At 72.1% G+C, this 14,791-nt stretch carries 13 protein-coding genes and 2 pseudogenes; 10 read left to right on the forward strand and 5 right to left on the reverse strand.

The features are described from left to right. Window positions 1-113: 113 nt before the first annotated feature. Both AB0M59_RS44330 and AB0M59_RS44335 read right to left on the reverse strand, forming a co-directional pair. Window positions 114-1,745: an ABC-F family ATP-binding cassette domain-containing protein gene (locus tag AB0M59_RS44330; protein ID WP_364627760.1), complete on the reverse strand. Its 1,632-nt coding sequence runs from the start codon at window positions 1,743-1,745 to the stop codon at window positions 114-116. 158 nt (window positions 1,746-1,903) lie between these two features. Beyond that, window positions 1,904-2,380 carry a MarR family transcriptional regulator gene (locus AB0M59_RS44335; protein WP_364627762.1) on the reverse strand — a complete coding sequence of 159 codons (477 nt, stop codon included), beginning with the start codon at window positions 2,378-2,380 and terminating at the stop codon, window positions 1,904-1,906. Between the two features lie 146 nt (window positions 2,381-2,526). Here AB0M59_RS44335 and AB0M59_RS44340 point away from each other — a divergent pair, with 146 nt between their 5' ends. The 3 genes from AB0M59_RS44340 (at window position 2,527) to AB0M59_RS44350 (ending at window position 5,263) form a co-directional block, all read left to right on the forward strand. Further along, the gene (locus AB0M59_RS44340; protein ID WP_364520241.1) at window positions 2,527-3,114 is read left to right on the forward strand and encodes a helix-turn-helix domain-containing protein; all 588 of its coding nucleotides are present in this window, start codon (window positions 2,527-2,529) and stop codon (window positions 3,112-3,114) included. Beyond that, window positions 3,111-4,340: an MFS transporter gene (locus tag AB0M59_RS44345; RefSeq protein ID WP_364627763.1), complete on the forward strand. Its 1,230-nt coding sequence runs from the start codon at window positions 3,111-3,113 to the stop codon at window positions 4,338-4,340. The genes AB0M59_RS44340 and AB0M59_RS44345 overlap by 4 nt, the downstream gene beginning before the upstream one ends. A gap of 89 nt (window positions 4,341-4,429) precedes the next feature. After that, the gene (locus tag AB0M59_RS44350; RefSeq protein ID WP_364627765.1) at window positions 4,430-5,263 is read left to right on the forward strand and encodes a metallophosphoesterase; all 834 of its coding nucleotides are present in this window, start codon (window positions 4,430-4,432) and stop codon (window positions 5,261-5,263) included. A 63-nt stretch (window positions 5,264-5,326) separates the two neighbouring features. On the opposite strand, the gene AB0M59_RS44355 is transcribed toward AB0M59_RS44350, so the two are convergent. Then, on the reverse strand, window positions 5,327-5,617 hold the full coding sequence (locus AB0M59_RS44355; protein WP_364627767.1) for a CGNR zinc finger domain-containing protein: 291 nt from the start codon (window positions 5,615-5,617) through the stop codon (window positions 5,327-5,329). A gap of 50 nt (window positions 5,618-5,667) precedes the next feature. On the opposite strand from AB0M59_RS44355, the gene AB0M59_RS44360 reads away from it, so the two are divergent. Continuing rightward, window positions 5,668-6,270, forward strand: coding sequence for a hypothetical protein (locus tag AB0M59_RS44360; protein WP_364627769.1), 603 nt, complete (start codon window positions 5,668-5,670; stop codon window positions 6,268-6,270). A 4-nt stretch (window positions 6,271-6,274) separates the two neighbouring features. Here AB0M59_RS44360 and AB0M59_RS44365 read toward each other — a convergent pair whose 3' ends face one another. After that, a complete protein-coding gene (locus AB0M59_RS44365) occupies window positions 6,275-7,180 on the reverse strand; it encodes a PAC2 family protein (protein ID WP_364627770.1) in 906 nt (301 codons plus the stop codon). A 38-nt stretch (window positions 7,181-7,218) separates the two neighbouring features. On the opposite strand from AB0M59_RS44365, the gene metH reads away from it, so the two are divergent. From metH to hisG, 6 genes and pseudogenes are all read left to right on the forward strand, one after another. After that, window positions 7,219-10,773, forward strand: coding sequence for a methionine synthase (gene metH / locus AB0M59_RS44370; RefSeq protein ID WP_364627771.1), 3,555 nt, complete (start codon window positions 7,219-7,221; stop codon window positions 10,771-10,773). 11 nt (window positions 10,774-10,784) lie between these two features. Next, a complete protein-coding gene (locus AB0M59_RS44375) occupies window positions 10,785-11,447 on the forward strand; it encodes an HAD family hydrolase (protein WP_364627773.1) in 663 nt (220 codons plus the stop codon). A gap of 59 nt (window positions 11,448-11,506) precedes the next feature. Continuing rightward, a complete protein-coding gene (locus AB0M59_RS44380; protein ID WP_364627774.1) occupies window positions 11,507-12,964 on the forward strand; it encodes an AlkA N-terminal domain-containing protein in 1,458 nt (485 codons plus the stop codon). Window positions 12,965-12,986: 22 nt separating this feature from the next. Then, window positions 12,987-13,499 carry a methylated-DNA--[protein]-cysteine S-methyltransferase gene (locus tag AB0M59_RS44385; RefSeq protein ID WP_364627776.1) on the forward strand — a complete coding sequence of 171 codons (513 nt, stop codon included), beginning with the start codon at window positions 12,987-12,989 and terminating at the stop codon, window positions 13,497-13,499. 66 nt (window positions 13,500-13,565) lie between these two features. After that, window positions 13,566-13,829: a phosphoribosyl-ATP diphosphatase gene (locus AB0M59_RS44390; RefSeq protein ID WP_155544123.1), complete on the forward strand. Its 264-nt coding sequence runs from the start codon at window positions 13,566-13,568 to the stop codon at window positions 13,827-13,829. A 35-nt stretch (window positions 13,830-13,864) separates the two neighbouring features. Then, window positions 13,865-14,710 (forward strand): annotated as a pseudogene (gene hisG / locus AB0M59_RS44395) (ATP phosphoribosyltransferase); the annotation flags it as partial. Here hisG and AB0M59_RS44400 read toward each other — a convergent pair. After that, window positions 14,689-14,791 (reverse strand): annotated as a pseudogene (locus AB0M59_RS44400) (DUF2382 domain-containing protein); the annotation flags it as partial. The pseudogenes hisG and AB0M59_RS44400 overlap by 22 nt on opposite strands.

Genomic DNA, 14,791 nt, shown 5'->3' on the forward strand with positions numbered 1-14,791 from the left:
GCCCGGGCGGGCGCCCGGCCTCACCCCCTGCGCGGTCCCCGCCCACCACGCCAACCCCCTCTCCCCTCCTGTGGTGGAGATTTCCCGTGAACGCCCCACCTCTGTATAACGGCCTATACCGCGACCGGTTGGCCGGCGGCCAGTTCCAGGTGGTCGCCTGACCAATCTCGGCGCAGCCATCGGTCGTGGGACGCGATGACGACCGCGCCCGGCGCCGTTTCGAGCGCCTGGAACAATTCTTCCGCCAGGGTCAGCGAAATGTGGTTCGTCGGCTCGTCCAGCAGGAGCACGTCCGGCGGTTCGGCGAGCAGCACCGCCAGCGCGAGCCGCCGGCGCTGGCCGACCGAAAGCGCACCCACCGGCTGACGGAGATCCCGTGACGCCAGCAGGCCGAGGTGGCTCAGCGGGGGTGCGTCCTCGCCGAGCGCGTCCCGGTACACCCGGGCCGCGGTCCGGTCCGGCTCGGCGAACGCGACGTCCTGCTCCAGCAGGCCGACGCGCACACCGTGTCCGAAGTGGACGGCGCCGCCCGCGGGCGCGAGCTGCCCCGCCAGCACGGCCAGCAGCGTCGACTTCCCGGCGCCGTTCCCGCCGGTGACGAGCAGCCGGGCCGACGCGTCGACGTCGAGGTGCGGCAACCGAAGCCGTCCCGGGACCTCCAATGAGCGCACCGAAATCGCGGGTCCGTCGGCGGTCGCGCGCCCGGTGAGGTCCGCCCGGAACCGCAGGGGCGCCGGGGGTTTGCGCACCTGGTCGCGTTCGAGGTTCTCGAGCCGCTGCTCGGCGTCGCGCACGCGCCGCGAGATCGTCTTCTGGACGCGGGCGCCCTTGAACTTGTGGATGAACTTGTCGTTGTCGCGTGGTGCGCGGCCGTAGGCGACGTCGCGCGCGGTGACCGCGACGGTCTCGCGAAGCTCCTTCAGCTCCTCCTGTTCTTCGGCGAAGCGCTGTTCCCACCGCGCCCGCTCGGCCTTCTTGTGCCAGAGGTAGTCGGAATAGCTGCCGCCGTAGCGGACCGCGCCGCCGGCCTGGCGGTCGGCCGCGGCCGGGTCGAGGTCGACGATGTCGGTGCAGACGGCGTCGAGGAACACCCGGTCGTGCGACGACAGCACCACGATCCCGGTCAGCTCGGTGAGGTGGCGTTCCAGGAAGTCCATCGCGGCGTCGTCGAGGTGGTTGGTCGGTTCGTCCAGCAGGAGGGTTTCCGGCCGCCGGACCAGGAGTGCGGCCAACCCGAGCCGAGACCGCTGGCCGCCGGACAGCGTGCCGAGCCGCCGGTCGGGTTCGACGCCGCCGAGGCCGAGCCCGTCGCAGACGAGCTTCGCGCGGCGGTCGGCGTCCCACAGGTCGTGGGCCTGGGCCCACTCCAGGACACGGCCGTACTCGTCGAGCACCGACGGGTCGTCGGGCCGGTCGGTCATCGCCGCGGTCAGCTCGTCGAGCCGGGCGGCGGCCGCGCGGATCTCGGCGAGCGCGTCGTCGAGGACGTCGGCGAAGGTCGCGTCCATGGCGAACGGCAGCTCCTGCAGCAGGAACCCGACGTCCGGGCCGCGGCGGACCTCACCCGAGCGTGGTTCTTCGAACCCGGCGAGCAGCCGCAGCAGCGTGGACTTGCCGGTGCCGTTCTCGCCGACCAGGCCGAGCCGCTGCCCGGCGGACGCGGTCAGCGTGACCCCGTCGAGGACGACGCGGGTGCCGTAGCCGAAGACGACGTCCTTGGTCTGCAAGGGAAAGAGAGTAGACATGTGCGATCACCGGGCCCGGATGAGAAGAAGCGGGAATCCCGCCGGGCGTCGTGGCACGCAGGAGCGTCAGGCTCGACCGGGTGCCGCCTCGGAAGCGGGATGGGCGCGGTTCAGTTCCTCATAGTGGAACCAGGTTAACGCAACATCAGTAGAGTTAGTCAACCGGTTATGGCCTGGGTCACATCCGGCAGGTTTCCCGACGCCTGTTCGGCGGCCGCGGTGCCGTCGGTGAGGAAGCCGACGAGCGCGGTCAGCTGACGGCGGTCCAGGCGCGCCAGCCGCTCGCCGACGAACCGGGCCATCGGCGCGTACAGCTCGGCGAGCTCGGCCATCCGGTCGGGCAGAGGCCGGACGACGAGCCGGCGCCGGTCCGCGGGGTCCGGGGCGCGCTCGGCGAGCCGGTGCTGCTCCATCCGGTCGAGCAGCCGCGTGAACGCGCCCGTGGACATCCCGAGCAGCCGGGCCAGCTCGGTCGGGGAGTCGCTGACCCCGCCGTGGAGCAGGTGCAGGCAGTGCAGCTCGGTGGGGGTGACGGCCATCCGCTCGGCGACCGCGGCGTGGAAGAGCGCGGTCGAACCCACGAAGCGGGGGAGGGCGAGGGCGGCGGAAGTAGCGAGTTCGCGCTGGTCGGGCAACGTCCATCCAAGGTCGGGTGACGAAACAGTCACTGCCTTGCGCAGTGGCTGCCCCCGCGAACGATAGCGGAGCAGCTTGACAAACCCGCAGGCGGGACCAACTATGAAAGAGAACTTTCGAAATGACTCTTTCAGATAGGATATCGATGGCCGAGCTGCCGCCGCGCAAGCGGATCGAGGACGTCGAGCTGCTGCGCGCGCTGTCCCACCCGCTGCGTTCGGCGCTCCTGAACCACCTGACCGCCGTCGGCCCGCGCACCGCGAGCGAATGCGCCGAGGCGGTCGGCTCTACCGCGTCCAACTGCAGCTGGCACCTGCGGCAGCTCGCGCAGTACGGCCTGGTCGAGCGGGCAGACGCCGAGGACGGCCGGGAGCGGCCGTGGCGCGCCCGCCAGGTCGGGCTGGAGATGGGGGAGCTGGCCGACGACCCGGCGCACCGGGCGGCCCAGCTCGGCATGGTGGGCGCGACCCTGGGCCACGAGCAGGAGCTGACCCAGCGGTACCTGGACTCGCTCGACGGCCTCGACCCCGCCTGGCGCGCGGCGTCCGGGCTGATCACGTACGCGCTGCGCGTCACGCCGGAGGAGCTGACCCGGCTGACCGATGCGATCGACGCCCTGGTCCGGCCCTACGTCGGGGCCATCCGGACCGACGCGCCGGCGGGGGCCCACCCGGTGCACGTCGGCCTGCGGGCGTTCCCGCGCATCGAACACTCGGGAAAGGCGGAGGAATGAAGCAGCTGCTGGGGGTTCCGGCGTTCGCGCGGTTGTGGGTGGCCGCGTTCTTCGGCGAGACGGCCGAGTGGATGTTGCAGGTGGCGTTGCCGTTGTACGTCTTCCAGCGCACCGGCTCCGCCGCGACGACGGCGCTGAGCATCGTGCTCGGCCTGCTGCCCGCGGTGCTGCTGAGCCCGGTCGCCGGCGTGGTGGCCGACCGCTGGAACCGGCGGGCCGTGCTGTTCGGCGTCTGCTGCGGGCTGGCCGTGGTGGCGTTGCCGCTGCTGGCCGAGCCCGGCGTCGGCGTGGTGTACGCGGTGATGGCCGCTCAAGCGGCGCTGGCGTCGGTGTTCGAACCGGCGCGCAACGCCTTGGTGCCCGAGCTGGTCGGCGTCGAGGAGGTCACCGGGGCGAACGGGCTGATGAGCGTGAATGGCAGTGTCGCGCGGCTGGCCGGCGGCTGGGCGGGCGGTGCGCTGCTCGGCTTCGGCGGGCTCGCGCACGTCATCACCGGTTATCTGGCGGTGCTGGTGGTGGCGGCGGCGCTGCTGGCCAAGCCGTTCCGCCGGGTGAGCGCGCCGGCGCCGGCCGCCGCGCCCGAACCGGTGGTGCGCGCCTGGCTCGACGGTCTGCGCGAGCTCACGCACAACCGCCGGCTGTGGCGCACCGGTCTCGCGGTCGTGTTCACCTCCCTGGCGCAGGGCGTGTTCCTGGTGCTGTTCGTGGTGTACGTCCTGGACGTGCTGGGCGGCAGCGAAGCCGACGCGGGCCTGCTGCGGGGCGTGCAGGCGATCGGCGGGCTGGCGGCCGGGTTCGCGCTGGCCACGGTGGCGCGGCGGGTGGCGCCGGCGGCGCTGCTCGGCTGGGGATCGATCGCGCTGGGCCTGGTTTCGGCGGTGATCTGGAACATGTGGCTGGTGACGACGGCGCTCGGGTTGTACGTGGGGTTGTTCGTCCTGGTCGGCGCGCCGGGTGTGGCCGCGGGCGCGGGAGTGCTGTCGGAGATCCAGAGCGCGGTGACCCCGGAACGGGCGGGCCGGGTGCTGAGCACGGCGTTCGCCGCGATCGCCACGTTCACGACGGTGGGGGCGTTGCTGGCGGGCACCCTGGTCGCGACGACCGGACCGGCGCTGCTGCTGAACATCCAGGCCGGCGTGTACGTGCTGGCCGGGGTGCTCATGCTGGCGAGGCGACGCAGGCCCGTCGGTCGGGCCGCCGAAGTGCCCGCCGCGACGGCTGCCTGAGCGGGCGCGATGCCCGGGTCCGTGCGGAAAACACCCGGGATCCCGGGATTCCGCGAAGATCCCGCGATCCCGGTGGTTACGGTGGAGGGGTGCCGTACCTCTTCGCCACCAGCGACCTCCACGTGACCCACGAGGGCAACGGCCCGATCCTCGACGACGTCGTCCCGGAGACCCCCGGTGACTGGCTGCTCGTCGCCGGGGACGTCGCCGAGCGGGCCGAGGCGACCATCGGGACCCTGAAAACCCTGCGCGAGCGGTTCGCGAAGGTCGTCTGGGTGCCGGGCAACCACGAGCTGTGGACGACCAAGAACGACCCGTGCCAGCTGCGTGGCCAGGCGCGCTACGAGTACCTCGTCGAGCAGTGCCGCGAGATCGACGTGCTCACGCCCGAAGACGAGTTCCCGGTCTGGCGGCACGGCAAGCGACCGCTCACGATCGCGCCGCTCTTTTTGCTCTACGACTACAGCTGGCGGACCCCCGAGGCCGAGGGCAAGTCCCTGGAAGAGGCACTGAGCCAGGCCCGGGCCGCCGGGGTGGTCTGCACGGACGAGTACTTCCTGCACCCGGACCCGTACCCGAGCCGGCAGGCGTGGTGCGCCGACCGGCTCAAGATCAGCACCGAGCGCCTCGACGCGATCCCCGAGGACCACGGCACGATCCTGATGTCGCACTGGCCGCTGCACCGCCACCCGACCGCGCCGCTGTACTGGCCGGAGTTCGCGCTGTGGTGCGGCACGACCAAGACCGAGGACTGGCACGTCCGCTACCGCGCGGAGATCGCCGTCTACGGCCACCTGCACATCCCGCGGACGACCGAGGCCGACGGCGTGCGGTTCGAAGAGGTGTCACTCGGCTACCCGCGCGAGTGGCGGAAGCGGGCTCGGGGCGCGGTACCGATGCGCCGGATCCTCTGGCCGTCCTGACTCCGCACCGCCAGCCGACCTCGCCGGCACCTGGGGAGAACCGGCACCGGACCGCGCCGGCCGTCATGACTCCGCGCGCCGTCGCTCCCTGAGCGCGCGCACCCGGCCCCGGCTGGCGCAGGCGGGGGAGGGACACCAGCGCCGTCGCCCGCCCGGGTCCGCGAACACGCCCCGGCAGTCCTGCTCCGGACAGGCGCGCAGGTCGTGCCGCAGCGGCCCGGTGAGCCAGTCGGCTGCCTGGTGGGCGAGCCGCGCCCAGGCGGCCGACGCCGTGGGCGGGGCGCTGCGGTGCAGCCGGTCCAGCGCCGCCAGGTGGACCGGCTCGGGCTCGAGGAACGCCGCGAGCGCACGCACCTGCGCTGCCCGCGGCGCCACCCCGTCGACCGCGCCCAGGGAACGATCTGGTGCGGGAGTTCGTCGCCGACCTGACGGAGGGCACGCAGCCCGCCGATCTACCGGACGAGCTGCGGACCGGCCCGCGCGCGGGTCTGATCAAGGTGGCCGGCGCGTTCCACACGATCGACTCCCACGCCCGGCTGACGATGACCGCGGCGGCGGTCGCCCACCAGGAGACCGGCGCGCCGATCGCCGTCCACCTCGAACTCGGGACGGCGGCCCTGGAGACGGCCGAGCTGCTGTGCGGGAAGCTCGACGTGCCCCCGGACCAGGTGATCCTCGGGCACCTCAACCGCAACCCGGACGTCCGGATCCAGCGGGAGGTCGCCGAGACCGGCGTGTTCCTCGGCTTCGACGGCCCGTCGCGAGCCAACCACGCGACGGACTGGCGGCTCTTCGACGGGCTGGAGGCCCTGGTCGAAGCCGGGCACGGCGGGCAGATCCTGCTGGGCGGTGACACGACGACCGCCGCGGCCCTCCGGCAGCCGGGGCCGTCCTACCTGCTCACGACCCTTTCGCCCCGGCTGGTCAAGCTGCTCGGCGGCGACGTCGTCACCGCCATGCTGGTGGCGAACCCCGCGCGGGCGTTCGCCACCAGCTGGCTGAAATAGCCCGTCAGCGCAGGCCGAAGCCTTCCTGTCCGCCGCCCCGGCCGCGGCGGCGGAGGTAGCGCTCGAACTCGGCGGCGATCTTGTCGCCGCTGACGTCCTGCTCCGCGACTTCGGTCTGCGCGTCGCCGCGCTCTTCGAGGCTGCGGACGTACTCGCTGATCTCTTCGTCCTCGTCGGCCATCTCGCTGACCGTGCGCTGCCACTCCTCGGACTGCTCGGGCAGCGCGCCCAGCGGGATCTCGACGTCGAGGATGTCCTCCAGCTTGTGCAGCAGCGCCAGCGTCGCCTTGGGGGACGGTGGGTGCGACACGTAGTGCGGCACCGCGGCCCAGATCGACACCGCCGGGATGCCCGCCTGCACGCAGTAGTCCTGCAGGATCCCGACGATGCCGGTCGGGCCCTGGTAGTTGTTCAGCTCGAGCCCGTAGAGCGACGCGGTGTCCTTGTCGTACGCCGTCCCGGTGACCGGGACCGGCCGGGTGTGCGCGGTGTCGGCGAGCAGCGCACCGAGCGTCACCACGGTCGCGACGTCCAGCTGCTGGATGTGCTCCAGCAACTCGGCGCAGAAGGCGCGCCAGCGCATGTTCGGCTCGGGGCCCTGCACGAGCACCACGTCGCGGTCGAACCCGTCGGGACGGCACACCGACAGCGTTGTCGTCGGCCAGTCGACGCGGCGGGTGACGCCGTCGACCATCCGGACCGTGGGCCTGCTGACCTGGAAGTCGTAGTAGTCGTCGGGCTCCAGTTCGGCCAGTGGCGTGGCGTCCCAGTTCAGCTGCAGGTGCTCGACCGCCCGGCTGGCCGCGTCACCTGCGTCGTTCCAGCCTTCGAAGGCGACCACCATCAGCGGCCGGGAGGGTTCGGGGCGGTCGCCGGGCGGCCGCGGGGTCTCGTCGACGGGCTCACTCACCGGACCAGCCTACGACCACCGGCCTTACCCTGTTCAGCATGTCCGACCGGGTGTCGTCGCCGTTCCTCGAAGCCCTGCGCTCGCGCGTCCTGGTGGCCGACGGCGCGATGGGCACCGCCCTGCAGGCCCACGACCTCAGCCTGGACGACTTCGACGGTCTCGAGGGCTGCAACGAGATCCTCAACGTCACCCGGCCGGACGTGGTCCGCTCGGTCCACCGGGGCTACCTGGAGGCGGGCGCGGACGCCGTCGAAACCAACACTTTCGGGGCCAATTTCGCCAACTTCGCCGAGTACGACATCACCGGCCGGATCTTCGAGCTCGCCGAAGCCGGCGCGCGGCTGGCCCGGGAGGCCGCCGACGAGTTCGCCACGCCGGACCGCCCGCGGTTCGTCCTCGGCTCGGCCGGCCCCGGCACGAAGCTGCCGACGCTCGGCCACGCGCCGTTCACCACGCTGCGTGACGCCTACCAGGAGGAAGTCCGCGGCCTGCTGACCGGCGGCGTCGACGCGGTGATCGTCGAGACCACCCAGGACATCCTCCAGACGAAGGCGTCGATCATCGGCGCGAAGCGGGCGATGGCCGCCGAAGACCGGTTCGTGCCGATCCTCGCTTCGATCACCGTCGAAACGACTGGGACCATGCTGCTCGGCACCGAGGTCGGCGCCGCCCTGGCCGCGCTGGAGCCGCTGGGCATCGACCTGATCGGGCTCAACTGCGCCACCGGACCGGCCGAGATGAGCGAGCACCTGCGGCAGCTGGCCAAGCACGCCCGGGTGCCGCTGTCGGTGATGCCGAACGCCGGCCTGCCGGAGCTGGGCCCGGACGGCGCCGTGTACCCGCTCGGCCCGGAGGCCCTGGTCGAGGCGCTGACCGGGTTCGTCCGCGAGTTCGGCGTCGGCCTCGTCGGCGGCTGCTGCGGCACCACCGACGAGCACATCCGGCAGCTCGCCGCCGCCGTGGCGGACACCGCTCCGGTCCCGCGCCGGCCGCGGCCCGAGCCCGGCGTGTCCTCGCTGTACCAGGCGGTGCCGTTCAAGCAGGACGCCAGCGTGCTGATGATCGGCGAGCGGACCAACGCCAACGGCTCCAAGGCGTTCCGCACCGCGATGCTCGAAGGCCGCTGGGACGACTGCGTGGAGATCGCCCGCGAGCAGACCCGCGACGGCGCGCACCTGCTCGACCTCTGCGTCGACTACGTCGGGCGCGACGGCACCGCCGACATGGCCGAACTGGCCGGTCGGCTCGCCACGGCGTCGACCCTGCCGATCATGCTCGACTCCACCGAGGTCCCGGTGCTGCGGGCCGGGCTGCAGCGGCTTGGCGGCCGCTGCGCGGTCAACTCCGTCAACTACGAAGACGGCGACGGGCCGGAATCGCGGTTCACCCAGGTCATGGAGCTGGTGAGCGAGTACGGCGCCGCCGTCGTCGCGCTGACCATCGACGAAGAAGGCCAAGCGCGGACCGCGCAGAAGAAGGCCGACATCGCGTCCCGGCTGATCGCCGACATCACCGGCAAGTGGGGCGTGCGGACGTCCGACATCATCATCGACGCGCTCACCTTCACCATCGCCACCGGTCAGGAGGAGTCGCGCCGCGACGGCATCGAGACGATCGAGGCGATCCGCGAGATCAAGCGGCGCCACCCCGAGGTCCAGACCACGCTCGGCCTGTCGAACATCTCCTTCGGCCTCAACCCGGCCGCGCGGCAGGTGCTGAACTCCGTGTTCCTGCACGAGTGCGTCCAGGCCGGGCTCGACACCGCGATCGTGCACGCGTCGAAAATCCTGCCGATGGCGCGGATCCCGGACGACCGGCGCGCGGTGGCCCTCGACCTCGTCTACGACCGGCGTCGCGAGGGCTACGACCCGCTGCAGGAGCTGATGGCCCTGTTCGAGGGCGTGAGCGCGGCGTCGACCAGGGCGTCGCGGGCCGAGGAGCTGGCCGCGTTGCCGCTGTTCGAACGCCTCGAACGCCGGATCGTCGACGGCGAGCGCAACGGGCTCACCGACGACCTCGACGCGGCGCTGGAGCAGCGGCCGGCCCTGCAGATCATCAACGACACGCTGCTGTCCGGCATGAAGACCGTCGGCGAGCTGTTCGGGTCCGGGCAGATGCAGCTGCCGTTCGTGCTGCAGTCCGCCGAGGTGATGAAGGCCGCCGTCGCCCACCTCGAGCCGCACATGGAGAAGGACGACGACGCCGGCAAGGGCCGGATCGTGCTGGCCACCGTGCGCGGCGACGTGCACGACATCGGCAAGAACCTCGTCGACATCATCCTGTCCAACAACGGCTACGAGGTCGTCAACCTCGGTATCAAGCAGCCGATCACGACCATCCTCGACGCGGCGGACGAGCACGGCGCCGACGCGATCGGGATGTCCGGGCTGCTGGTGAAGTCCACGGTGATCATGAAGGAGAACCTCCAGGAGATGAACTCCCGGGGCATCTCCGCGCGCTGGCCGGTCCTGCTCGGCGGCGCGGCCCTGACCCGGTCCTACGTGGAGAACGACCTCTCGGAGCTGTACCTCGGCGACGTCCGCTACGCGCGGGACGCGTTCGAGGGATTGCGGCTGATGGACGCGATCATGGCGGCCAAGCGTGGCGAATCGCCGCTGGTGGACGCCGACGCGGACCAGAAGCGGCAGGAGCGCAAGGAACGCCGCGAACGCTCGCTGCGGATCGCCGAGGCGCGCAAAGCCCGCAAGTCCGAGGAGGAAGCCCTCGAAGGGCCGCCGCCCGCACGCTCGGACGTCGCCACCGACGTCCCGCTGCCGGTCCCGCCGTTCTGGGGGTCGCGTGTGGTCAAGGGCGTCGCGCTCGCCGACTACGCCGCGATGCTCGACGAGCGCGCCACGTTCATGGGGCAGTGGGGCCTCAAGGGCGCCCGCGGCGGCACCGGGCCCACGTACGACGACCTGGTCGAGTCCGAAGGCCGGCCGCGGCTGCGGTACTGGCTCGACCGGCTGACCGCGGACGGCGTCCTGGCCCACGCGGCCGTCGTCTACGGCTACTTCCCCTGCGTCGCCGAGGGCGACGACCTGGTCGTGCTCACCGAGCCCGAACCGGACGCGCCCGAGCGGCTGCGCTTCACGTTCCCGCGCCAGCGCCGCGACCGGCGGCTCTGCCTGGCCGACTTCTACCGTCCGCGGGAGACGGGCGAAGTCGACGTCGTCCCGTTCACCGTCGTGACCATGGGCCAGCCGATCGCCGACTACGCCAACGAACTGTTCGCCGCCGACGCCTACCGCGACTACCTCGAGGTGCACGGTCTCGGCGTCCAGCTCACCGAGGCGCTGGCCGAGTACTGGCACTGCCGCATCCGCCAGGAACTGACCTTCCCCGGCGGTGTGGCGGTCGCCTCAGAGGACCCGGACGACGTCGAGGACTTCTTCAAGCTCGGCTACCGTGGAGCGAGGTTCTCCCTGGGCTACGGCGCCTGTCCCGATCTCGAGGACCGGGCGAAGATCGTCGCGCTCCTCGAGCCGGGCCGCATCGGCGTGAAGCTGTCCGAGGAGTACCAGCTGCACCCCGAGCAGTCGACCGACGCGATCGTCTGCCACCACCCGGAAGCGAAGTACTTCAACACCTGAGGGGATCTACTGTGGACGGTCTCGGCGCCGTGTTGTGGGACATGGACGGCACGCTCGTCGATTCCGAGAAGCTGTGGGACATCGCCCTCTACGAGACCGCGGAGTGGCTCGGCGGCAAGCTTTCCGAGGAACAGCGGATGACGCTCGTCGGGTCCAACATGGACGACACGTCGGCGTACCTGCTGGAGGTCGTCGGCCGTCCGGTCACCCCGGAATCGGTCGCCTCGACGGGGGAGGAGATCCGCCGTCGCACGGCCGGCCTGTTCGACGACGAGCTGCCGTGGCGCCCGGGCGCTCGCGAGGCGCTGACGGCGGTGCGCGAAGCAGGCGTGCGCTCGGCGCTGGTGACGTCGACCGAGCGGGACCTGACCGAGCTGGCGCTGAACACGATCGGTCGCGAGTTCTTCGACGTCACGGTCTGCGGCGACGAAGTCGAGGGCCTCAACAAGCCGCACCCGCGCCCGTACCTCAAGGGCGCCGAGCTGCTCGGCGTGGACCCGGCGCGCTGCGTCGCGGTCGAAGACTCCCCGCCGGGCACGGCGTCGGCGGTCGCGGCGGGCTGCACGGTCCTCGTCATCCCCAACGACGTCCCGGTCGAGCCGGGGGAGCGGCGCGTCTTCCGCGACTCCCTGGTGGGCATCGACGTGCCGGCGCTGGCGGCCCTGCTGGGCTGAGCACGCCCATGTCGCTTTTCCGCTAGCCCTCGCCGTCGCGCTCGGAGATGCTGGGACGCGTGCATGAGGATTTCGAGCGGTGCGTGCGGGCCGTGCAAGGAAAGGACGCCCGCTTCGACGGGTGGTTCTACACCGCCGTCCTGACGACGAAGATCTACTGCCGGCCCAGCTGCCCGGTGGTGCCGCCGAAGCCGAAGAACATGAGCTTCTACCCCAGCGCCGCGGCCGCGCAGCAGGCCGGGTTCCGCGCCTGCAAACGCTGCCGCCCGGACGCGAGCCCCGGGTCGCCGCTGTGGAACGAGCGCGCCGACCTCGTCGCGCGGGCGATGCGGCTGATCGCCGACGGCGTCGTCGACGCCCACGGCATCACCGGCCTCGCCGCCCGGCTCGGCTACAGCGTCCGGCAGGTCCAGCGTCAGGTGTACGCCGAGCTCGGCGCCGGTCCGCTGGCGCTCGCGAGGGCCCAGCGCGCGCAGACCGCGCGCACGCTCATCGAGACGACCACCCTGCCGATGACCGAACTGGCGCTGGCGGCCGGGTTCGGCAGCATCCGGTCGTTCAACGACACCGTCCGCGAGGTCTTCGCGCTCACGCCGACGGAGCTGCGCGGCCGCGCGAAGGGCACGCCGCCCGCCGGGGCGATCCTGCTGCGGCTGCCCTACCGGAAGCCGCTCTGCCCGGACAACCTGTTCGGGCACCTCGTCGCGACCGGGGTGCCGGGCGTCGAAGAGTGGCTCGACGGCGCCTACCGCCGCACGCTGCGGCTGCCGCACGGCCACGGCGTCGTCGCGCTGCGGCCGGAGGACGGCCACATCGCGTGCCGGCTCAGCCTGACCGACCTGCGGGACCTGCCGGCCGCCACCAGCCGCTGCCGGCGGCTGCTCGACCTCGACGCCGACCCGACCGCCGTCGACGACCAGCTCGCCACCGACCCGCTCCTCGCGCCGCTGGTCGCGGCCGCCCCGGGCCGCCGGGTCCCGCGCACGGTCGACGGCGCCGAGTTCGCCGTCCGGGCCGTGCTGGGGCAGCAGGTCTCGACGGCGGCGGCGCGCACCCACGCGGCCCGCCTCGTCATCGCGCACGGCGAGCCGATCGACGACCCCGAGGGCGGGCTGACCCACGTGTTCCCCTCGGCGGAAGCCCTCGCTTCGCTGGACCCCGAGACGCTGGCCATGCCGCGCAGCCGCCGTCGGACGCTGCTCGCGCTGGTCTCGGCGTTGACGGATGGGCTCGACCTCGGCGCGGGCAGCGACTGGGCGTCGACGAGGGCGGCGCTGACCGCGTTGCCCGGGTTCGGGCCGTGGACGGTCGAGAGCATCGCCATGCGCGCCCTCGGCGACCCGGACGCGTTCCTCCCCACCGACCTCGGCATCAAGTACGCGGCGGAGACGCTCGGCCTCGGCGGCCAAGCAGCCGTCGTCGCCCGCTCCGAGGCGTGGCGCCCGTGGCGCGCCTACGCCACCCAGCACCTGTGGGCCACCGGCGACCACGCGATCAACCGGATGCCCGCCGCCTAGCTTTCGTCGACAGGAGAGTTCGATGCGTTCCCACGCCGTCGTGGACAGCCCGTGCGGCCTGCTGACCCTGGTCGCCGAGGACGGCGCGCTCTGCGGGTTGTACATGCACGAGCAGCGTCACCGCCCCGCCGACACGACGTTCGGCGAGCGCAGCGCCGGCGCGGAAGTCTTCGAACGCACCGAAGCGCAGCTGGGGGAGTACTTCGCCGGGCAGCGGCGCGAGTTCGACCTGCCGCTGGCCTTCCGCGGGACGCCGTTCCAGCGGGCGGTCTGGGCGGCGCTGCTGGAGATCCCGTACGGCGAAACCGCCTCCTACGGCGAGCTGGCCCAGTTGCTCGGCAAGCCCTTGGCCGCGCGGGCGGTCGGCCTGGCCAACGGCAAGAACCCGATCTCGATCGTCGTCCCGTGCCACCGGGTGATCGGCTCGACCGGCTCGCTCACCGGGTACGGCGGCGGGGTCGAGCGCAAGCGGTACTTGCTCGGCTTCGAGCGCCCGCGTCCCACATCGCGGGAGGCGGCGTCCACGGAGGTGTGAGATCGGCGGCATCCGGACCGGCCCGGGGCAGCGGGGACGGGGCCGGGATGGAAGGATCTGCAGACCGTGAAGACCTTCGATGAGCTGTTCGCGGAGCTTGCCGAGCGCGCGCGTACCCGTCCCGACGGGTCCGGCACCGTCGTCGCCCTCGACGCCGGAGTGCACGCCCAAGGCAAGAAGGTGCTGGAGGAAGCCGGCGAGGTGTGGATCGCCGCCGAGCACGAGTCCGACGAGCGCCTCGCCGAGGAGATCTCCCAGCTGCTGTACCGGCTGCAGGTGCTGATGCTCGGTCGCGGCCTGTCGACCGAGGACGTCTACCGCTACCTGTGACGGGTGGTCCACCGCTGAACGAGGAGAGAAGCGAAATGCTGCGTGTTGCCGTGCCGAACAAGGGAGCCCTCGCCGCCGCGGCGACGGAGATGCTCGGCGAGGCGGGCTACCGGAAGCGGCATGAGCAGCGCGACCTGACGGTGCTCGACACCGTGAACGAGGTCGAGTTCTTCTTCTTGCGCCCCAAGGACATCGCGATCTACGTCGGCTCCGGTGACCTCGACCTCGGCATCACCGGCCGCGACCTCGCGCTCGACTCCGGCGCGCCGGTGGAAGAGGTCCAGGCGCTGGGCTTCGGCGGTTCGACGTTCCGCTACGCCGCCCCGGCGGGCCGGGACTGGAAGCCGGCCGACCTGCACGGCAAGCGCCTGGCGACGTCGTACCCGCGGCTGGTCCGCGACGACCTCGCCCGCCACGGCGTCGAAGCCGAAGTCATCCGGCTCGACGGCGCCGTGGAGATCTCGATCCAGCTCGGCGTGGCGGACGCGATCGCGGACGTCGTCGAGTCCGGCCGGTCGCTGCGGCAGAACAACCTGGTCGCGTTCGGCGACCCGATCTGCGTGTCGGAAGCGGTGCTGCTGCAGCGCAAGGGCACCGAAGACAGCAAGGCGAAGTCGCAGCTGGCCGCGCGCCTGCGCGGGGTCGTGTTCGCGCAGCAGTACATGATGCTGGACTACGACTGCCCGCGGACGCTGGTCGAGCGGGCGATCGCCATCACGCCGGGCCTGGAGTCGCCGACGGTGGCCCCGCTCGCCGACGACGACTGGGTGGCGGTGCGCGCGATGGTGTCGCGCAAAAAGGTCAACCTCATCATGGACGAGTTGGCCGAGGTCGGCGCGAAGGCGATCCTGGCGTCGGACATCCGCTCCTCTTCGTGCCGGACGGGGACGGTGACCTGCTGCTCTTCGGTGACGACGTACTTGCGCAGCCGCACGTGCCCGGTCTCGACCTGCTCGGTGCCG

Origin of the sequence: Amycolatopsis sp. NPDC051371 (genome assembly GCF_040682155.1) — a bacterium.
Lineage (GTDB): Bacteria > Actinomycetota > Actinomycetes > Mycobacteriales > Pseudonocardiaceae > Amycolatopsis.